Source organism: Paenibacillus sp. FSL W8-0194, from assembly GCF_037969745.1.
GTDB lineage: Bacteria > Bacillota > Bacilli > Paenibacillales > Paenibacillaceae > Paenibacillus_AQ > Paenibacillus_AQ cookii.
This window is the reverse complement of the sequence record NZ_CP150205.1, coordinates 3,492,348-3,513,929: the sequence shown is the minus strand read 5'-3', so window position 1 is coordinate 3,513,929 and position 21,582 is coordinate 3,492,348. Positions and strand designations below refer to the sequence as shown.

Sequence of the window (21,582 nt, the reverse complement as noted above, 5' to 3'; positions counted from 1 at the left end):
AGGCGACCAATCGATAGATCCGAAGCTTTAGCGGGAATGCAAAAAGTCCGGCGACCGAATGACGGTTTGCCGGACTTTTTTGCGGTTCGGACGGGGCACAGCCGGTTATCCGATGATGATCTGGCCCTCCGGGTAGTTGTACAAATCCTTTTTGCGCTCGCGGGATAGCGCGTAAATCAGCGTCAGCGGTCCGAGACGCCCGAAAAACATCAGGCAGATGACCCATACCTTGCCAAGCGGTGACAGGTGGGTCGTCAAACCCATGGACAATCCGGTCGTCCCGAAGGCGGAGGTGGATTCGAACAGGATCGTCAGGAAATCCTGATGTTCCGTCACGGACAGGAGCATGGAGAACAAAATGATGATCAGCAGCGACAGCAGCGTCAGCGTGATCGCTTTATAGACGACGTCCTTGGCGATTCTTTTGCGGAACAAGATCACGTCCGGGCGGCCGCGCATCATGGCATGCACCGCTCCGAGCAAAAGCACGAAGGTCGTGATCTTGATGCCCCCGCCCGTAGAGCCCGGCGCCGCACCCGCAAACATGAGCAGGATGATCATGAATTGGGTGGACTGGCGCAGCGAACCGATATCGAGCGTGGCAACGCCGCCGGAACGGGTCGTCACCGATTGAAACAGCGATGCCAGAAATTTGCCTCCGGCATGCAGCGGTTTCAGGGTGTTCGGATTGCTGAATTCCATCACGAAAATGACCAGCGTGCCGATGACGACCAGGCAAAGCGTCGCGGTAAGGACCACTTTGCTGTGCAGCGAGAGCTTGCGCGCCGTCGGATATTCGATCAGATCCGAAAGAACGATGAAGCCGATGCCTCCAAGGAAAATCAACGCCATCATCACGATGTTGATAAAGGGATCTGTCACGAACGGCACCATGCCGCTAAACGGCCCGTTGACCGTTCCCATCAGGTCGAACCCGGCATTGTTGAACATCGAGACGCTGTGGAAAATGCCGAAGTAAGCGGCTTGTCCCATAGGCAAACGGAGCGAAAAGAAAAAATGAAGCCCCAGCAGCAGCGCCCCAGCCAGTTCGACAAGCACCGAATACAACGTCACCTTTTTGACCAGGCGGACGACGCCGTTGATGGTGCCGTGGTTCAAAGCCTCCTGCAAAATGAGCCTTTCGCGCAGGGAAATGCGCTTGTTGAGCGCAAGAGCAATGATCGTCGCCATCGTCATGAACCCGATGCCGCCGATTTGCACCAAAACGATCATGACGATTTGGCCGAAGACCGATAGGGCGGTTCCGGAGTCCAGGACGGTGAGACCCGTCACGCACGTGGCCGAAGTCGCCGTAAACAACGCGTTCAGGAACGGGATCCGCACGCCGGTTGCCGACGATATGGGCAAAGACAGCAGGAAGGTTCCGAGCGTGATGATCAGCAGGAAGCCGAAGACGAGGATTTTCGGCGGCGTCAGCATGTTTTTCGTTATCTTTTTGGTTCGAATGGATGGAATGGTACGTCACCTACTTTAAAGCATTGCGTTCTTCCTATTGTACCCTATTCCGTCCCGAAAGTCTTGGCCGAAGAACGTATCATGAGCTCCGAAGGCAATATGAGCTTCCTCGGTTCTGGTACCGCGCTGCCTTGAATGCGTTCGACGAGCAGCTGGATGCCCATCGCCCCGAACTGGTACGCGGGCTGGGCGGCGACGGTCAGGAACGGGTCAAGCGCCGAAGACAGGTCGAGGTCGTCGAAGCAGACGACGGACATATCCTCCGGTACGCGGATTCCCCGCTTCCGCAAGGCGTTGATGACGCCCACGGCCAGAAAATTGTTCGCCGCGAATATCGCGGTCGGCGGGGCGGGATGCTGCAGCAAACGCTCCAGCTGATCTTCGTCTTTGTATTCGCGATAGCTTTTGTGGACGACCAGTTCGTCGTCGAGCGGAATGCCGTGAAGCTGAAGCGCTTCGGCGTATCCTTCGTACCGGAGCCGCGCGGTGGAAACGTCCAGCGACCCGTTGACGAGCGCGATCCGGCGATGTCCGAGGCCGATGAGGTATTCCACGAGGTTGCGCGCGCCCTGCTTGCTGTCCCCGAGGACAATATCGGATTCGATGCCGGGCACGGCCCGGTCCAGGATGACGAACGGAATATTATGGGCGCGCAGCTTCTCCAGATGCTTGAGCGAATGGTCTCCGGCGGGGGCGAACAGGACGCCGTCCACGCGGGTGGACAAAATCATGTCCACGTAATCCTGCTCTTTGTCGTAGTCTTCGTCGCTGTTGCCGAAAAGAAGCCGGTATCCGAGCTTTTTGGCGCTGTCTTCCGCCCCGCGCGCGAGGCTAGTATAAAACGGATTCGTGATGTCCGTGATCAGGAGCGACAGGATCTGCGTCTGCTGGAGAACAAGGCTCCTCGCATTGGAGTTCGGCACGTAGTTGAGTTCTTCCATTACCTTTTTGACCCTTTTGCGCGTCTGCTCGCTGATCCTCCCCGTATTGTTGATCACCTTCGACACCGTCATCGCGGAGACGTTGGCTTTTTGCGCGATATCATAAATCGTAACCATGAATGACCCCTTCTTGTGTTTGTTTTTAAGCGTTCCGGAAATCGAAAATATGGATTGACAGCAACCGTTTTCATTGCTATTTTAAAGTTATCGATAACCTTATTATACACGCGGAATGACAAAATAGGCTATAACTTATATGCAGCTATCATTTGTTAAGATCCATCTAGTTTTTATTTTTAGTGGTCATGGTAAAAAGCAAAGCGAAAGCTGCCTTATTTTTAAGTTTAGGGTTATCGATAACCCTATGTTGTGCAAAGGCATTTCCCATCATATTTTTCATGAGGAGGAAGTAATGGTTATGACGAAGGACGCAAGATGGAAGCAGGAATTTCCCAAGATCGGCATCCGCCCCACCATCGACGGCAGAAGAAAGGGCGTGCGCGAATCCCTCGAAGATATGACGATGAATCTGGCCAAGTCGGTATCCGCTTTGTTGAGCGAAAATCTCCGTTATCCCGACGGTTCGCCGGTGGAATGCGTCATCGCCGACACCTGCATCGGCGGGGTCGCAGAAGCGGCCGCTTGCGCAGATAAATTCGCCAAGGCCGGCGTGGGCGTTTCGATCACCGTGACGCCGTGCTGGTGTTACGGCACCGAAACGATGGACATGGATCCGGCCATCCCGAAGGCGGTTTGGGGCTTCAACGGCACGGAAAGACCGGGTGCGGTTTATTTGGCCGCCGTATTGTCGGCCCACGCGCAGAAAGGGCTTCCGGCTTTCGGGATTTACGGCAGGGACGTGCAGGATTTGAACGATCCTTCCATTCCGGCAGACGTTCAGGAGAAGCTGCTCCGTTTCGCCAGAGCGGGGATGGCCGCGGCGCTCATGAAAGGGAAATCGTATCTTGCGATCGGTTCCGTATCGATGGGGATTGCGGGTTCGATGATCGATCCGGACTTCTTCCAGGAATATCTGGGCATGCGCAACGAATACGTCGACATGTCCGAAATCACCCGCCGGATCGAAGAGGAAATTTACGATCCGGAAGAGTACAAGATGGCGCTGGCTTGGGTGAAGGAAAACTGCAAGGAAGGACCGGACAACAATCCGGAGCATATCCAAACCTCCCGCGAGAAAAAGGACAAGGATTGGGAAATGGTCGTCAAAATGACGCAAATCGTGCGCGACTTGATGGTTGGCAACAAACGCCTGGAAGAACTGGGCTTCGCCGAAGAAGCCATGGGCCATAACGCGATCGTGTCCGGTTTCCAGGGGCAGCGGCAATGGACGGACCATTTCCCGAACGGGGACTTCCATGAAGCGATTTTGAACTCTTCCTTCGACTGGAACGGCATCCGCGCCCCTTACCTGGTCGCCACGGAAAACGACAGCTTGAACGGCGTATCGATGCTGTTCGGCTATTTGCTCACGAATACGGCCCAAATTTTCGCCGACGTCCGTACATATTGGAGCCCGGATGCGGTCAAACGCGTGACCGGCCACGAACTGACCGGGCTGGGACAAAACGGGCTGCTGCACCTGATCAACTCCGGTCCGGCAGCGCTGGACGGCACGGGCGAACAGATGCGGGACGGCAAACCGGTCATGAAGCCTTTCTGGGAAATCACCGAAGAGGATGTCAACAACTGCCTGAAAGCAACCTCCTGGCGTCCGGCGGCGGTGGAATATTTCCGCGGCGGCGGCTTCTCCTCCGATTTCCTGACGCGCGGCGGCATGCCGGTCACGATGTCCCGCCTGAACCTGGTCAAAGGACTGGGACCGGTGCTGCAGATCGCGGAAGGATATACGGTCGACCTGCCGGAAGAAGTGCATGACAAGCTGGACTCGCGTACGGATCCGACCTGGCCGACGACGTGGTTTGCTCCGAACCTGACGGGCAAAGGCGCCTTCACGGACGTGTACACCGTCATGGACAACTGGGGCGCAAACCATGGAGCGATCAGCTACGGGCATATCGGCGCGGACCTGATTACGCTTGCGTCGATCCTCCGCATCCCCGTCAGCATGCACAACGTCAGCGAAGAGCATATCTTCCGTCCGAGAGCGTGGGGACTGTTCGGAACCAACGATCCTGAGGGCGCGGACTACCGTGCATGCCAAAATTTCGGACCGCTTTATAAGTAATTCCGCTTGAAACGATGCCCGCCAACATTCAGCATATAACGGATTTGGCGGGTTTTTCGCGGAGAATCGATGAGGTGATTGAATGAGCACGGAATCATTGAAGATGATGGCGGTCGATTTTGGCGCTAGCAGCGGCAGGGCGGTCATCGGGTATTTCGACGGCGAAAGGATCTCCATTCAGGAGGTCCACCGTTTCGACAACGAGCCCGTGCAGCTCGGCGACAGGCTTCATTGGGATTTCCTGCGATTGTTCCATGAGCTGAAGCGGGGGATGACCAAAGCAAAACAGCAGCTTGGACGCACGCCCGCTTCCATCGCCGTGGATACGTGGGGCGTCGATTACGGTTTGGTCGATCCCAAAGGACGTTTGGTAAGCAACCCGTATCATTACCGCGACCTTCGTACCGAGCAGCCGATGCGGGAAGCCTTGAAGCGAATCCCCGAGAAAGAGCTGTACGCCCGAACCGGGATCCAATCCTCCAGCATCAATACCGTTTATCAGCTGTTTGCCGACGAAGAGCTGCGGCTTGCGCAAAACGACCGCGGCTTGCGGATGCTGTTTATGCCCGACTTGTTCCATTACTACCTGTCCGGCACGATGGCAAGCGAATATACCATCGCCAGCACAAGCGGCATGCTTGACGCCGTCCGACGGGACTGGAGCACGGATATACTGGATGGCCTTTCGATCCCGTCGTCGCTGCTGAATCCGATCATCATGCCGGGAACGCCCGTCGGATCGGTCCGGCCGGACATTTGCGCCGAGCTTTCGCTGGAGGCGATGCCGGTCATTGCGGCCGCGGGCCATGACACGGCTGCGGCGGTGACTTCCGTTCCGGCCGGGGATGCCCCGTATGTTTTTATTAGCAGCGGAACTTGGTCGCTTATGGGGATCGAACTGACGGAGCCGATATTGACCGAACGCAGCAGACAGCTGCTGTTCAGCAATGAAGGCGGTACGGAAGGCAACATCCGCATGCTCAAAAACATCATGGGGTTATGGCTGCTGCAGGAATGCCGCCGGACGTGGGCGATGGAAGGGACGGAGCTCAGTTTTGCCGAGCTGACGGAAATGGCGCAGCACGCCCCGCGGAACGGGAGCTACGTCGATGCGGGGGACGCCGTTTTCCTGCCGCCGGGGAACATGCCGCAGCGGATCCGGGAATACTGCCGCTCCACGGGGCAGGCCGTGCCGGAGTCACGACCCGAAATCGTGAGATGCATCCTCGAGAGCCTTGCCTTTAAATACCGGCAGACGCTGGACGAAATCGAAGAATTGACCGGAAAACGCATCGAGCAAATCCACATGGTCGGGGGCGGCATCCAGAACAGGCTGCTCTGCCGGCTGACCGCAAACGTTACCGGCAGAACCGTTGTCGCGGGACCGGTGGAAGCAACATCCATCGGAAATCTCATGATGCAGGCCAAAGCTCACGGAGAAGTCGGCGGCTTGGCGGACATCCGCGAGGTGGTGCGCCGGTCCTTCCCGCCGGAAATTTATATGCCTGAAGACGCCGCGGAATGGGAAGAGCGTTACCGCGGGTACGAACAACGGCTTGTGCTTCAAAAAACGGAAGACTCATGAACCGTTCCGCCCCGCGGATTGGTTGAATTATCGGATAGGAGAGTGCATGGAGAGATGACGTTATCACTGGAACAACAAGTACGCGAAGAGCTGTCGCTTTACGCCCGCAAAATCGTCGCCAAAGGTTTGGTCGTAGGGCCCGGAGGCAACATCAGCGCCAAGGCCGGCGATCTGATGCTGCTGTCCCCCAGCGGTTTTGCATTGGAAGATATCGAACCGCATCAATGGATCCGCGTAGAGATCGGGTCCGGCAAGGTGCTCGACACAGAATTCCGGCCATCGTCGGAAGTGCTGATGCACCTGTATGCTTACCGCGAAAATCCGGATGTTCAGGCCATCGTGCATACGCATCCCGCCTACTGCATCGCGCTGACGCTGGTAGCTAAGGAACTGCCGATGCTGTTCCCGGACCAGGCCGCGCTCGTCGGCGAAGTCGCGTTCGTGCCGTACGTGCTGCCGACGACGGATTTGCTGGCGGATGCGGTTGCCGCGAAAGTCGGACGATACAACTCGATTTTGCTGGAAAACCACGGTTTGGTCACGACAGGGAAAAACCTGCGCGAGGCGTACTACCGAACTGAAGTGGTAGAGGAAAGCGCAAAAATCTATCTTGCCGCCAAAGCCGCCGGCACGCCGAAGGTGCTCACGGACGAGGAATACAAGGAAATTCAGTCGCTCGAGAGCGAGGCTTACCGCGTGCAGCTGCTGCAGAAGCTGAAATAACGTTTAAAACGGGCTTGACATCATCCGGGCGATCTTGTAATGTATGGAAAAACAAACGCGCGTTTGTTCACATTGCCAAAAGCCGTGACCAAGACCAGCGGTTCATGGAATCCCGCATCGCCCCAGAGAAGAAACCCCAGGCTGAAAGGTTTCGCATGCGTCGTGAACCCCCCCATCTTGCGAGCTGCCGGAAGAACGGAATCTGCAGGTTCGGTTCATTCCTGGCCGGGTTAACCCGTTATATCGACCATAAAGGATAGTCCGCATGCGTCCATCGCATGAATGCAGACGGGCTATTGAATATAGGGTGGTACCACGAGCACATTCGTCCCTTGTCCGGACGGATGTGTTTTTTTGCATTCCATGATTGGCATCCACACTTGTGAAGGAGATGAAAAAATGAGACAACAGCTCATGCTGCTGCGGACGCTCCGGGAAGCCCCGGCCGAAGCGGAGGCCGCGAGCCATCGACTGCTGCTTCGGGGAGGTTACATCCGGCAAACGGCTGCTGGCATATACAGCTTTTTGCCGCTTGGGCATCGCGTCATTCGGAATATGGAAAGGATCATCCGTCAGGAAATGAACGAAGCCGGTTTCGACGAACTGTTGATGCCGGCGATGCAGCCGTCGGAGTTATGGGAGCAATCGGGGAGGTATTCGGAATACGGACCGGAGTTGATCCGGCTGCAGGACCGGCACGAGCGCGGCTTCGTGTTGGGTCCGACGCACGAGGAAGTCATCGCTTCGTTGGTCGCCGCCGAAGCCGGCAGTTACCGGCAACTGCCGCTCCGGCTGTACCAGATCCAAACGAAGTTCAGGGATGAACGCCGTCCGCGTTACGGCCTCCTCCGGGGACGCGAATTTCTGATGAAGGACGCCTATTCGTTTGATGCGGATTGGGAAGGGCTTGATGAAAATTATCAAGCGATGGTTCGCGCCTATCATCGCATTTTCGATAGATGCGGTTTGCGTTTTCGGGCGGTCGAAGCGGAAGCGGGTTCGATCGGCGGCGAAGGCGAAACGCTTGAGTTTATGGCCCTTGCGGATATCGGGGAAGACACGATCGTGACCTGCTCATCCTGCGACTATGCCGCCAATCTCGAAAAGGCGGTTTTCCTCGAAGCAAAAACCGAAGCCCGCCTTCAGGATTCCGTTCCCGAACCCGAAGAGGTTTATACGCCGGAGACGAGAACGATCGAAGAGGTATGCGCTTTTTTGGGAGCAAGGCCGCAAGCGGTTTTGAAGACGATGCTTTATTTGGTTGACGGCAGGCCGGTGGCGGTGGTGGTCAGGGGAGATCATGAGGTCAACGAATTCAAGCTGAAAAATGAGCTTGGCGCTTCCCGCGCAGAGTTGGCCGATGCGGAGACCGTGGAGCGGCTGACGGGTGCGCCTCATGGCTTTGCAGGACCGGTTGGCCTCGGTATCCCGGTCATGATGGATCGCGCCGCCGCAGCCGTTCACGAAGGGATAGCCGGCGCAAACCGGAAAGATTACCATGTCCGTCATCTCGTTTTGGGGCGGGATTACAAGGCCGACCGGATCGGCGATTTCCGGAACGCGTCAGCCGGCGATCGCTGCTGCCGCTGCGGACAAGGGCTGATGTTCAGCCGCGGCATCGAAGTCGGACACGTGTTTAAGCTGGGGACTAAATACAGCCGGTCCCTGGGTGCGACCTATACGAATAAAGACGGGAAGGAAGAATGGATGATCATGGGGTGTTACGGCATCGGCGTTTCCCGCCTGATGTCGGCGGTAGCGGAACAGCATGGCGGCGAGAGCGGCATCGTCTGGCCTTTGCCGATCGCTCCGTTCCAGGTTCACGTCATTCCGGTATCGGCCAAAGACAAACAGCAGTATGGGGCGGCGACCAAACTTTACGATAAGCTCCGCAGCAAAGGAATCGCCGTGTTGTTGGATGACCGCAACGAGCGTCCGGGCGTCAAATTCAATGATGCGGACCTGATCGGGGCCCCGCTGCGGATCATCGCCGGAAAATCGGCTGCAGAGGGCAAGGTGGAGTGGCAGAACCGGTTGGAAGGGGATTCAAAGGAAGAGATCGGTATCGATGAAGCGGTCCGGCGGATCGCCGCGATTTGTTCCTCCGCCGAAGGGCGGCTATAATGGAGGAGACAAAGGTTTTAATGGAGGAAATACAAACATGACGATTCGACTTGCGGTACGCGAAGACGCGAAAGAGGCGGCAAGATTGCTGTACGACGCCCTGCATGATGTGGCGCATCAACTGACGGGGGAAGAAAAAGAAGAAGACGCGGTTGCGGTGCTGGAGCAATATTTCGCTTCGGACGAGGGGAGGCTCTCCCATAAACAGGCGATCGTAAAAGAAGCGGAAGGGAAGGTCGCCGGCGTCGTCGTCGCTTACGGCGGGGATGAAATCAAGGCATTGGACCGTCCGATTCTGGACCGGCTGCGCAAGCTGAAAAACGATCCGACGCTCAAACTCGACAAAGAGTCGGATGAAGACGAATATTACATCGATACGTTGTCCGTATCCCCGCAATTCGGCGGTCAAGGGATCGGCACCAAGCTCATCCAGGCCGCGGAAGAAAAAGCGAGGGAGCGAGGGTACGACAAAATCGCCATGGCCGTGGTGACGGACAATACGCGCGCCTACTCCTTGTACCTTCGTCTTGGTTATGAAGTGGACAAAGAAATTACGATCAACGGCCATATCTATTATCACATGGTCAAATCGCTGTAAACCAAGCGTTAAATAACCCGGGCTCCTTGGAGACGGGTTATTTTGTCGTGTTTCGCCGTTGCCGGTTGCGTCGCCGTTTTCCGCCGAATGCCGGATAGATTGCGCAAAACAAGGAACCCTAATCGGGAAAAAGGACTATTAAAGAGAGGTCGCCCGATGAAGAATAAACTTTGCATGCGGATCATGTTGGCCATCTGTTTCAGTTTCCTCGTCGCGGGCTGCGGGTCGCACATCCACCCGAAAACGGCGGAATCCAATCCATCTAAGCTTCATACGGCTTCGGCAGGGAAAACGAAACCCGTCATTTTGGTCATCGTCGATTCATTGATGGAAAAGCCGCTGCGGGAAGCGATTCGGCAAAAATCCGCACCTGCGATGGAGTTCCTGCTTCAAAAAGGAGAGCTGATTCCGCAGGTGGTCAGTTCGTTTCCCACCATGTCGGTGACGATCGACAGCACCTTGCTGACGGGAACTTATGCGGATGGGCATCATGTGCCCGGGCTTGTATGGTACGACGGCAAAGAGCAACGAATGGTTTTTTACGGCAACGGCATCAAGGAAGCGATGAAAATAGATCAGGTTCAAGTGTTCATGGATGCGGTGTACCATTTAAACCAGGAGCATCTGAGCAAGGAAACGAAAACCATCCATGAAGAACTGGCCGACCAAGGCAAGATACCGCCTCCATTAACGGGGTCATTTATCGGGGTCGAACGGAGCATGTCCTGAAGGTGCCCCCATTTTTAAAACTGGCCAAAGACGTGCCGGATCAGCTCCGGATCACGGGACCCAAGCTTTTTTCCTATGCGGCATTGGCCCGGCTGGACCCGGATAACGCACGCAACACCTATCTTTGGAAGAAATTCGGGATGAACGACCGATTTACCGCGCAGGATATGGCTTTTCTCGTCCGGCAGCACCGTCTCCCGGCGGTTACGGTGGCGTATTTTCCGGAAAACGACAATAGGGTGCACCGAAAAGGCCCTGACGAACGGCAAGGAATCATACGGGCCGATGAAGCGCTTCAGGAAGTGCTAAGCTCTTTCGGCTCATGGGAGCGGGCTGTCAAGGAAGCGATCTGGATCGTGATGGGGGACAGCGGGCAAAGCCGGGTTTACGGTGACCGTCAGCGGGCAACGATCGAATTGGTCCCATTATTAAAGGATTTCCGCATCGCGAGATTGAACCGGCCGGTGTCTTCCGGGGACCAAATTTTGATTTCCACGAACGAACGCATGGCTTATATATACGCGCTTGATCCCCGAATGGAGGTATCGGAGGTCGCAGCGCGCTTGAGCAGGGAACCAAAGCTCGATATGATCGCTTTTAAAGAGGGGGCCGCCATACGGATCATCTCCGGAAAAAGCGGGGGGACGCTGCGATTCCGGCCGGGCGGATCCTACAAGGACGAATACGGGCAGACATGGACGTTATCCGGCGATCCGCGCATCGCCGATATGAAGATCACCGGCAACCGGATCGTTTACGGGAAATATCCCGATGCGTTGGCAAGGCTGCAAGGGGCGATGTTTTCCCATGAAGGCAGGTATGTTATCGCAAACGCGGAACCCGGATACGAACTCGTTGGCGAAAGCTCGCTTACGCATGTTGGCGGCGGTTCGCATGGCTCCCTGCACGAAAAGGATTCGCTCGTCCCGGTGATCGTCGCCGGAACCGATACCCGGCCCCAAACGCGGCGCATCGTGGACTTCAAGGACTGGATTATGCAGTTGGCCAATGAACGGCGGTGATCTCGCCCCCGGGTGTGTGTTCGAACTCCCCGTTGATGAATGAAGATGCATGTAGAAAGGCTTTAACGCCGGACAAGGCGTTAGGGCCTTTTTTTGTTTGCCAATATTTAGAATCTTACGCCGGAGCTATTTTTTGATAGGATAGAAGAGATGCATTTGCTAGGAAACTATGCTATGAAATGATGCTATAAAACTATTCTATGAAAACATAAAAAAGCGAGGCAGTCCTGTTGAAAAAACGTAAACCTATTTTAGCCGCCTGTACGGCAGCCGCCATCGTGTTGGGTTCCTGCGCCAACGCTGCGGCAGCAGCCGCTGCTGCTTCATTGCCGTTTGACGATATTGCCGGAAGTTTTGCCAAAAACGACATTCTGGAGCTGGTCAAGGAGGGGGTCGTCAACGGCACGGGCAACCGGAAATTCGAACCGAAAAAAAACGTTACGCGCGCCGAATTTGCCGCCATGACGGGCCGTTTGCTCAAGCTTGCGCCCGTGGATAACGACTTGCCAACGTTTGCCGACGTTGCCGCGAAAAGCTGGTATTACGGCTGGGTTGAAGCGGCGGTCCAGCTTGGGATCGTAGAGGGGAAAAGCGCCGGCAAGTTCGAGCCGTCGGCACGCATTACGCGGCAGGAAGCCGCCGTGCTTATCGTCCGGGCCCTCAAGGTCGATCCCGGAAGCGACTCCGGCAGCAGCCTGAATTACGCGGACGCGGATCGGATCGCTCCTTGGGCCGCCCCATATGTGCAAGCCGCAAAAACGCTCGGACTGATGGGCGGAGCAAGCGGCAAATTCCGTCCTTCCGACGCCATGACCCGCGAAGAAACGTCTGCTGTGCTGGACAGGGTGCTCAAGGACAAGGTTTGGTCCCGGGCCATCCATGCGACGCCGAACATGGGACTCCAGCTTGGCTGGCAAAACGGATTAACGACCTCCCAATTTAAAGAGCAGGTCAACAACAGCACCGTAAACACGCTGGTGCCCCGGTGGTTTTTTCTCGAATACGGATCGGTCCCGGTTTCCAACCATGCGGACGGCAGCCTGTCCAGCTGGGCCAAGCAGAACGGCAAAAAGGTGTGGGCCATGCTCGGAAACCATTCGGATTCGGCACTGACGCATCAAATCCTGTCGGATGAAAACAAACGGGCCGCCGTTATCAAGAAGCTTACGGGGTATGTAAAAACGTACGGATTGTCCGGCATTAACGTCGATTTTGAAAACGTAAGCCCGGAGGACCGTTTGTCGCTTACGGCTTTCGTTTCCGAGCTCGGAACGAGTTTGCGGGCGGCCGGAGCCGTGCTGTCGATCGACGTTTCCCCGGACCTCGGCACCGACTGGACCGAAGCCTTCGATTATGAAGCGCTCGGCAGATACGCGGATTACGTGGTTCTGATGGGGTACGACGAACATTGGTCCTCGGATCCCGTGGCAGGTTCCGTTTCCTCGTTTCCATGGGTGCAAAAAGCTTTGAACCGGATGCTTTCCGTCGTTCCGGCGAAAAAAACCATTCTGGCGCTCCCTTTTTATACAAGGGATTGGACGCTGTTACCGACCGGGGTCACGTCCGAAGATTTGACGCTGATCCAGCAGGGCTACCGGATTCGTTCCGTGGCCTATAATCGCTTATGGGATGAAGAGATCGGCCAATATGTGGTCAGATATTCGGGACAGGGAATCGAGCACCGGATTTGGGTGGAAAACGGACGTTCCCTCGGCCTTAAAACGATGATGGCCGCCAAGCGGGGCATAGCGGGTTATGCGTATTGGTACATGGGCGCCGAAACCGACGATATTTGGCCGAGTTTGAGAAATGCCGTCCGTTACGCCTCGTATTAAAAAGAACAATTTTAAACCTATATAAGCTTTGGGCTTCGACCGTTTTGGGTCGGGGCTTTTTTTGTCTTTGCCTGCAGGCAAACGAAAAAGACGTTCCCATGCCGGCGGTTATAAAAGCGGCCTGATCCTTTAACAAGCAGCAAAGTAAACAAGTGTATACGAGAAGTCAATGATTGTCTCTTTGAATTGCTCCTGAATTTCCCTACAGTAAAGTCATTGAAAGTGCTTTCAAAACGCTTGGCGACGAATGGCGCGAAGGGAGGGGATGGGCTGAGCGTCACCCGAAACAGAAGAGGTTTGTAAGATTGCAGCATTTCTGTACTCAAACAAAAATAAAGGAGCTGAACATGATGAATTCGAAAAAAAATTGGGGTTCCGCGCTGATCGCCGCCGCATTGCTGACGGCCCCGCTCTCCGCCGCGCAGGCAGAGCCGGCTGTTCCGTCCGCAACCATCGCGCAGGCGGGAGACGCAGGCCAAGCGGAAGGCAATGACGCAGTGAATCCGCCATCCATGCCGAACCAGCCGGCGGATGCCGGGCAGCCGGGAGCGAATCCGGCAACGGTCGCCGATCCGCAGGCCACCGACCCGGCGGCTCCGGCCTCGGAGGATCAAACGAAGCTCCGCAATCTCGCTGCGGGTCTTACATATGAATGGTCCGAGGCGCCGGATGTTTCCCGTCCTGATAGCGGGAACAAGCTGACGGACGGCAAATATGGCAAGCTGGATATGAACGATCCGGCATGGGTCGGACATGTGCGCGGGAAAACGCGAGAGGTTGTGTTCGATTTGGGCGAAGAAAAGTCGATCGGCAAGATCAAAGCCCACTTTTTACAGGATTATCCGACAAACTCGATCCTCGTGCCGTTGACCGTATCGATGTACGTATCCGACGATAAGGAGAATTGGGGGCTGCTCTCCCATAACGCGACCCAGCTGCTTTGGGGAGAAGGCCCGCCCAGACAGGAGACCTATGAATGGGACGGCAGCCGGGACGGGATCAAAGGCGGGAATACCGACGGCAAGCTGGCCTATGCCCGTTACGTAAAGGTTACCTTTACGATGCATCCTACGCATTGGGAATACATTGACGAAATCGAAATTTTGGGAACGGACGGCCAGGTCGACGGGGCGGTAAAGGTTCCTGCCGAGCAGCCTCGTTTTTTGGAGCCGGGGGAAGCGACGGCAGGGATCCGGAACCTGAATTTGCTGTATAACGGACAGTATGACGGCGGTTTAGGCAATTGGAACAAGGAACGGATTATCCCGAACATCAGTTACGTGAATACGGACGGCGAACCTGTCGACTGGCTTTTTGACGGAGTTTTGTATCTGGGGCTCGCTTCGCCTGCCGGCCGCGATTTCGGCTTGGGGCAAACGACCCTCGAGGACTGGAAATGGTATTTGGATAAGACGTTTGCGTCTGCGGGGGATATGCAGCAGTTGAATGAAGCTACCAAGGAAGTCGGAGGCAAGCTGAACCAGCCGGACCACAAAATGAAAGTCGTGCTGATGATTCCGAATCCCGGCGAATACTTGAGCCGTTTCGGCGACATTGACGGCGACGGCGTATCGGAAAGCTTCAACGCCTCCGACGTCGGCGAAGCGAAAGCGTTTGCGAACAGAGAAAAAGCGGTGCAGTGGTGGCTGGATCAAGTCCGGCAACGATGGCAGGCGGCGAATTATTCCCATCTGGAGCTTGTCGGCATGTACTGGCTTGAAGAGCAAATCAGCACAAGCGCTACGGGGCCGGAATTGGTGAAAGCGGTGAGCGGCAAGGTTCATGGCATGAACCTGAAATTTTTCTGGATTCCGCACTCCCTGGCATACAAAAGCTTCATGTGGAAAGACGTAGGATTTGATGCCGCGGCGCTTCAGCCCAACTATTTCTTCGGCGGGATGGACATCGACCGTTTGGAGGATGCAGCGAATATGGCCAAACAGTATGGAATGTCGAACGAGGTCGAATTTGATGACCGGATGCTGACGGACGGCGTCTTCCGCGAACGTTTTATCGATTATTTGAACAGCGGCGCCGAAACCGGCTTGATGCAGAATGGTTTTAGGGCTTATTACCAAGGCAATAATGCCGTTTACAACTTGGCGGTGAGCAAGGATTCAAGCTTGCGTTTGATGTATGATTGGCTGTACCGATACGTGAACGGAACGTACGTCATCAACAACAGCCCGCCGCCGGAGGCAAACGTATTCGTCAACGGGCAGACGTTAAACGGTGAGACGGTCGTACCGGATACGGAAACGATCCAATTGACCTGGGAAGTCAAGGACGATGACGGCAGCGGATTGGCGAATGTAACGGCTCTGTTCGACGGCAAGCCATACGCTTCGGGAACGCCGATCGACTTGACGGGCAAACCGGGCAAACATCGGCTGGACGTTACCGTAGCCGCGGCCAAATCCAAGACGACGACTTACATCATCAACGCGGCGGCGGATGCCGATACGATGAAAACGCATGTGAACCGGTTCGCGGAGCAGAAACAGTTTACGACCGAAGAAGGTCCGCGGTCGCTGCTCAATTACGCGGATCTGATGAAGCGGTATGAAGGGACGGATACGGCCCGGTTCGAAACATACGTCAGAGGCTTCAACGCACGGCTGGATCAATTGGCTGCGGAACGCGCCGTTTCCGATACGGCGTACACCGCGCTGAAGGAAGAGGTGTACAACCTTGTCGGGAATTTGGCCGCCGGCAAACCGGCAACGGCTTCTTCCGTCGAAGGCTCAAGTGCGAAGCTTGCCCCGGAAAATGCGGTGGACGGCTTCCCATCTACACGTTGGGCCAGCAATTACGTCAATGACAGCTGGCTCCAGATCGACCTTGGCGAAGCCAAAGCGTTCGATACCGTGCGAATCGATTGGGAATTCGCCCGCGCCAAAACCTACAAGATCTTAGTCAGTGACGACAAACAGAACTGGACCAGCGCAGTCAAGGAGAACGGCGGCGTCATCACGGCGCATGACGGCAAGGAGACCGTCCGCTTCGATCCCGTCAAAGCAAGATACGTCAAGTTCCAAGGCCTTGAAAGGAATACGGATTACGGGTACTCCTTCTACGAGTTCGGCGTATACAACCTTGCGGGAGGCAGCGAGGCGGCCCCTCCAATCGACGGCGCCAGAGCCGTGGTGGATCCGGCCGCAAAGAAATTGACGATCGACGGCCTCGTCATGAACGGCAGCCGGTCCAAAATCCAATTGAAAGTGGTCGACTCCAAAGGGAAGGTTCGCTATGAGGGAGAGACCACCAGCACGGCATCGGGAAGTTTTGAGTTTGCGATCAAACTTACCGGCAATTTGAAGGGAACGTGCGATGCTTATCTTTTGATGGAAGGGATGCAGGAACCCGTGAAGATGACGTTCGAGTATAACAAAAAGGATTAAGCGTACATTTCCCGGGCGAGCGCAGGATTCGATCAGAGGCGGCCTAGTTCCGATCATTTCGACTCCGGTCGCCGGCGCTCCCGCGACAATATCCGTCGCGGCACGTCAAAAGACGAAAATCGCTCATCGCTTAAAACCATGGACGCATGCGGTTATTACCGCGGGCGCTCCATGGTTTTTTGCGTTGCCGACTGGTGAATGGACAATTTTTTTGTATTTCCGTTAAAAATATATTGAATATAATATCCTAAAAATATAGAATGGTGTTAATTCAAGTCAGGTGGAAATCCAGATCAGAGGAGAGCTGCTGCATGCATATCTTTGATGCGTCATTTAAACGGAATACCTACGAGGTGGAGCTGGCTGCTTCGCTGCTCTTTGAGTATGCGCTGGGCATCGCGGCGATCACATACCCCAAGCTTCATGGGACGATGGAGAAACCTGCGGCGTTTTGGCGGCAGCTGCGGGCAGAGGCATCGGCCGAACTTCGGCGGGAGCTTGATTTTTGCCAAAAACATCAAACCTGGAAAATGCTGCTTCAGCTGCTGCATGCGGTTGCGTTCGATTCGGCCGAGCGCTTTGACGGCGAAGTACGGTCCCTGAAGGATGAAGATTTTAACTTTATCGTGCTTCCCTATTTGGAGCCCGAATGGAACGAGGTTCGGCGGCAAGCGGCCCGCGGAAGCGAGGAAGCTGCAAAAGCGTTGATCGGGGCATGCAAGGACCATGCGTTTTTTCCGGACATGATTCATGCGGTCGGCAGGTACGGAGCGGGCGGACTAAAGCGCCATCTCACGAACTTGCTCCGGTTGTGGGAGAAAGAAATCGGAGGCAGGGACGCCGCGGAAAGCAAGGCGATATTGGAACGGGACTTGGCCGAGAAAAAAGCATGGCTCGCAAGCTGTTCGCCGGAAGAAGTCGTGCTCCGGGCCGCCGGGGTCGAATACAAGCCGGAAGCGGGCGTCACGAGGGTGCTGCTGATTCCGCACGTCATCTATCGGCCATGGACGATCGAAGCAAACATGGAAGGTACGCAAATTTATTATTACCCCGTCAGCGAATCGAGCATGGCGGACCAGGCCGATCCTTACGAGCCTCCGGGCCGGCTGGTCCAGTTATATAAGGCGCTGGGAGACGAAAAGCGGCTGCGGGCCTTGAAGCTGATTTCGGAGCAGGACCGGTCCCTTAAGGAGCTTACCGACCTGCTGGGAATCGGCAAAACCAACGCCCATCATCATTTGGCGATACTTCGCAGCGCGGGATTGGTTCGCGTTCACGGAGGCAGCTATGCTTGGAACCGGGACTCGCTGAACCATCATGCAGGCGAGCTGCTCGATTTTTTGGGATTGAAGGAGTGAAATTTCCAATTGAAGGGGAAATGATCCGGTGGGCGACACATGGAACCGCAGCCTCGTCTGGTTGTGCGTGGATCAGATGCGCTCGGCTTTTGCGGCAACGGCGGGCACGTTTGTTTTATCCTGGATGCTGTATGAATGGACCGGCTCGAAAGCGGCGATGGGCGGGTTATGGCTGCTCAGCTTGTCCGGACAATGGCTGGTGCAGTGGCTTGCAGGCCCTTTGATCGACCGGTGGAGGCGCGTGACCGTCATGAGGATATCCGAAACGATCCGCGGAGCCGCTTACATATGGGTGTGGGTGATGTGGACGGCGGGCCAAAAGGAAGCGTGGATCATCATGGCCGGATCGTTCATCGGCTCCCTGCAGGTTTACGACGCCGCCGCGGGAGCGATCGTGCCGAAGCTGGCCAAGGCGGACAAGCTGGTTCGCGTCAATGCGGCCGTGTCCGGCTTGGGACAGCTGGCAAGAATTGCGGCACTGCCGGCAGCCGGGTTCTTGACGGGCGTCGTTTCAACTGAAACGTTGCTGCCGCTGCTTGCGTTTTTGTTTTTGGCATCATGGGTTTCCACGGTACGGATCGGGGAGGAAGCTCATTCAGCCGAAGAGCGCCATTCCTGGAAAAACAGCTTCGTGCAGGGAATCCGGGTATACCGGTCGAATACCGTGCTTTATTCCCTTGCGTTCCTCGTTTCGGTGACGAGTTTCGGCGTATTTGCGACGCAAGCGATGTATTTGCCGTACGTGACGGAAATGCTGCGCGGCGGACCGCTGGAATACGGATGGTTCTCCGCCGCATTCCCGCTTGGATACGTATGCGGAACCGTTCTGGTTGGCCGGCTGCGCGAGCCGGGAGCCTATATGTTTGCCGTCATGAGCGCTGCGCTGTTTGCCGGCGGCATGACCTATATCCTGCTTGGCATGACGACGAATATCGCAGCGGCGATCTGCATCGAAACGGCGGCCGGTGCAGCCATGCCCTTTTGGAACGTGTACAGCAGCACCCTTTATTACCGTACGGTCCCTTCGTCGCTTTTAGGACAGGTCCTCTCCATGAAGTCGCTGCTTCAGCGGGCGGCCACGCCCGTTGGCGTGATGTACGGAGCTTACTGCGCGTCCGCCTTCGGCTTGCCGGCGCTTTTCCTCTCCGTAGGCCTGCTGATCTGTGCCGTTTCCGGGGCCGCGGCGCTCTTTCATTGGAGATCCGCGTCGCAAAAAAGAAGGGCGTCCGCCGCCCAAGAATAAACTTTCCCGTTTTTCACAAGATATCCATAAGACAGGCATAATGATGAAAAGAGGTCTGAACGATGGATACCACCAACAATGAGCACATTCATGGCGGCGAAGATTACCATTACATACCCGCATTTTCGGTTGCCAGCGGCAAAGGCGTTGAAATCAGGGACGACGTATATGCTTATACGAGCCAAATCGTAAATCTAGTGGCGGTTGGCACGCCTGGGAAGGACTCGTTCGTCTTGATCGATGCGGGAATGCCGGAATCGGCGGGCGACATTTTGGAAATGACCCGGCAGCGCTTTGGCCCGCATTCCCGGCCGGAGGCCATCCTGCTGACCCATGCGCATTTTGATCATGTCGGCGGCCTCGTGGATTTGGTCCGGGAATGGCAGGTTCCGGTCTATGCCCATTCGGAGGAGCTGCCTTTCCTTACGGGAGAACGAAGTTACCCCGAACCGGATTGGTCGGTGGAAGGCGGACTGCTGGCGAAAATGTCTTTCGCTTTTCCGAACGAGCCGCTGAACCTGGGCTCCTGGGTTCGCCCACTTCCAGACGACGGCACGGTTCCCGGGCTGAACGAATTCCGCTGGCTGCATACGCCGGGGCATGCCCCGGGACATGTGTCGTTTTTTCGTGAACGGGACCGGCTCTTGATCGCGGGCGACGCATTCGTAACGGTACGTCAGGATCGGCTGTATAGCGTATTAACGCAGAAGATGGAGATCAGCGGGCCGCCGCGTTATTTTACGACCGATTGGGCTGCGGCCAAAACATCGGTACAAACCTTGCAAGCCCTGAAGCCAAACTGCGCGGTCACGGGGCATGGCAGGGCGGTTTCCGGAGACGAGCTGGCGGACGGGCTTCAGGCGCTTGTTGCCCATTTCGACGAGGTCGCCGTGCCCGACTACGGGAAATACGTTCCCGGGAAAGACGGCATGAAGCATTAAATTAGAGCATCGACATCGGAGCCTAAGGGAGCGGCAGCGGCAAGCCCAAGCTAATCACTTACACATAATGCCGGATTCCAACTTATAGACGAGTTGAACATGGACGTGTAATCCCTGCACGTCCCGAATTTTGTGACTCCCAGGAATAAAAAGAAACCCTGTTCCTCTTTAAAAGGCAGGGTTTCTCGCAGTCCGAAGGGTATAAATCCTATTTCAATTTCTTTATGGTGAAGGATTCAACAGCTTCCTATCAAATTAAGACAGGACACCCCAATGCTAAGATGATTTATCCGTTCGTACGAAGCGCCAACAAGCGCTTTAGGTTGTCATCAATAAACTGATTGTCGCTACGATTGATTCCGCGGCCGGCAAAATGGCCCCAAACCGACTCGATCGGTTTAAATTCGGCATTCGGTATACGCTTTGCCTCGTATTCGTTATCGTCCGCCGGGCAGAAGAGGTCCGTGCTTCCCGGCATGACGCAGGCAAGTGCTTTAATGCTTCCCAGCGCCTTATCGAAATCTCCGTTATAAGTGGGGTTTGCACTAATATCTGCATGTTGGCCCGTCCATAACATGGCCAGCACATTGTGCGGATCCATCTGCATAAAGCTGTCCTCCCAGACGCCGACCATAAAATCCGCCAAGGAGTCAAATCCCATCTCACGATAAAGTTCCTCTCTGTAAAATGCTGACGATACGCCCCATCCCGCATAAACACGGCCAACGGCGCGCATGTCTGCTGAGGTCAACCGGTTGAGCTTGCTGGAATCGAAGCCGACTGCAGCCATGAGCGGAGCTCTCATTCCTTCCAGGACCACGTAGGTTTGGGGCCAGGTCTTGGCAACGCCGGCGAAAGGCGCAATTCGTTCCACCATGTCGGGATAACTGGCTCCCCATTGGAATGCTTGAATGCCTCCCATGGACCATCCGACGACGAGAGCGATCTTTTGAATGCCGAATTTTTCGGTCACCAGCCGATGCTGGAATTGAACGTTGTCATAGATCGTTACCTGCGGAAAATTCGCCCGATCGAATGGCGAAGGCATGTTGCTGGGAGACGAAGACAATCCGTTGCCCAGCAGATTTGGAACGATGATGAAATACTTTTGCGGATCCAGAGCCAGGCCGTTTCCGATCAACCATTCATTCTGAACATGCGTGTCGCCAAAAGCGGTTGGATAGACGATGACATTATCCTTTTTTTCATTCAATGTTCCATAAGTCTTATAAGCCAGAAAAGCGCCCGGCAATGTCACTCCCGATTGCAAGGTTACGTCGCCCAAATCAAAAATCTCATAATCCATCGTACAGCCTCTCCCTTCAAAATGAACCATGCCTTAAGAATGTATTTCTTGTTGTTAGTATAGATCTGTGATACTCTCAGTAAAAGTGAATGAT

General features: G+C 55.5%; 15 protein-coding genes. 12 read left to right on the top strand and 3 right to left on the bottom strand.

What is annotated here, in order from left to right:
• Positions 1–105: 105 nt before the first annotated feature.
• Both MKY58_RS15755 and MKY58_RS15750 read right to left on the bottom strand, forming a co-directional pair.
• On the bottom strand, positions 106–1,440 hold the full coding sequence (locus MKY58_RS15755) for a TrkH family potassium uptake protein (protein ID WP_339321116.1): 1,335 nt from the start codon (positions 1,438–1,440) through the stop codon (positions 106–108).
• An 80-nt stretch (positions 1,441–1,520) separates the two neighbouring features.
• Entirely contained in the window at positions 1,521–2,534 is a 1,014-nt protein-coding gene (locus tag MKY58_RS15750) for a LacI family DNA-binding transcriptional regulator (protein ID WP_339321115.1), read from the bottom strand.
• A gap of 295 nt (positions 2,535–2,829) precedes the next feature.
• Here MKY58_RS15750 and MKY58_RS15745 point away from each other — a divergent pair, with 295 nt between their 5' ends.
• The 12 genes from MKY58_RS15745 (at position 2,830) to MKY58_RS15690 (ending at position 20,182) form a co-directional block, all read left to right on the top strand.
• Positions 2,830–4,623: an L-fucose isomerase gene (locus MKY58_RS15745; protein WP_339321114.1), complete on the top strand. Its 1,794-nt coding sequence runs from the start codon at positions 2,830–2,832 to the stop codon at positions 4,621–4,623.
• Positions 4,624–4,705: 82 nt separating this feature from the next.
• On the top strand, positions 4,706–6,208 hold the full coding sequence (locus tag MKY58_RS15740) for a rhamnulokinase family protein (RefSeq protein ID WP_339321113.1): 1,503 nt from the start codon (positions 4,706–4,708) through the stop codon (positions 6,206–6,208).
• A 54-nt stretch (positions 6,209–6,262) separates the two neighbouring features.
• Positions 6,263–6,931, top strand: a complete 669-nt coding sequence (locus MKY58_RS15735) for a class II aldolase/adducin family protein (RefSeq protein WP_339321112.1) — start codon at positions 6,263–6,265, stop codon at positions 6,929–6,931.
• A gap of 399 nt (positions 6,932–7,330) precedes the next feature.
• On the top strand, positions 7,331–9,055 hold the full coding sequence (locus tag MKY58_RS15730; RefSeq protein WP_339321111.1) for a proline--tRNA ligase: 1,725 nt from the start codon (positions 7,331–7,333) through the stop codon (positions 9,053–9,055).
• A gap of 37 nt (positions 9,056–9,092) precedes the next feature.
• Positions 9,093–9,653: a GNAT family N-acetyltransferase gene (locus MKY58_RS15725; protein WP_339321110.1), complete on the top strand. Its 561-nt coding sequence runs from the start codon at positions 9,093–9,095 to the stop codon at positions 9,651–9,653.
• 156 nt (positions 9,654–9,809) lie between these two features.
• Complete coding sequence (locus tag MKY58_RS15720; protein WP_339321109.1) at positions 9,810–10,382, top strand: alkaline phosphatase family protein; 573 nt, start codon at positions 9,810–9,812, stop codon at positions 10,380–10,382.
• Between the two features lie 2 nt (positions 10,383–10,384).
• Positions 10,385–11,404: a hypothetical protein gene (locus tag MKY58_RS15715; protein WP_339321108.1), complete on the top strand. Its 1,020-nt coding sequence runs from the start codon at positions 10,385–10,387 to the stop codon at positions 11,402–11,404.
• A gap of 230 nt (positions 11,405–11,634) precedes the next feature.
• Positions 11,635–13,239, top strand: coding sequence for an S-layer homology domain-containing protein (locus tag MKY58_RS15710; RefSeq protein ID WP_339321107.1), 1,605 nt, complete (start codon positions 11,635–11,637; stop codon positions 13,237–13,239).
• 350 nt (positions 13,240–13,589) lie between these two features.
• The gene (locus MKY58_RS15705) at positions 13,590–16,640 is read left to right on the top strand and encodes a DUF4855 domain-containing protein (protein ID WP_339325172.1); all 3,051 of its coding nucleotides are present in this window, start codon (positions 13,590–13,592) and stop codon (positions 16,638–16,640) included.
• A gap of 311 nt (positions 16,641–16,951) precedes the next feature.
• Positions 16,952–17,998: a metalloregulator ArsR/SmtB family transcription factor gene (locus MKY58_RS15700; RefSeq protein WP_339321106.1), complete on the top strand. Its 1,047-nt coding sequence runs from the start codon at positions 16,952–16,954 to the stop codon at positions 17,996–17,998.
• Positions 17,999–18,026: 28 nt separating this feature from the next.
• Positions 18,027–19,241, top strand: coding sequence for an MFS transporter (locus tag MKY58_RS15695; RefSeq protein ID WP_339321105.1), 1,215 nt, complete (start codon positions 18,027–18,029; stop codon positions 19,239–19,241).
• 62 nt (positions 19,242–19,303) lie between these two features.
• Positions 19,304–20,182 carry an MBL fold metallo-hydrolase gene (locus MKY58_RS15690; RefSeq protein WP_339321104.1) on the top strand — a complete coding sequence of 293 codons (879 nt, stop codon included), beginning with the start codon at positions 19,304–19,306 and terminating at the stop codon, positions 20,180–20,182.
• A 286-nt stretch (positions 20,183–20,468) separates the two neighbouring features.
• Here the strand turns inward: MKY58_RS15690 and MKY58_RS15685 are convergent, their stop codons facing one another.
• Positions 20,469–21,488: an alpha/beta fold hydrolase gene (locus MKY58_RS15685; RefSeq protein ID WP_339321103.1), complete on the bottom strand. Its 1,020-nt coding sequence runs from the start codon at positions 21,486–21,488 to the stop codon at positions 20,469–20,471.
• Positions 21,489–21,582: the final 94 nt, after the last annotated feature.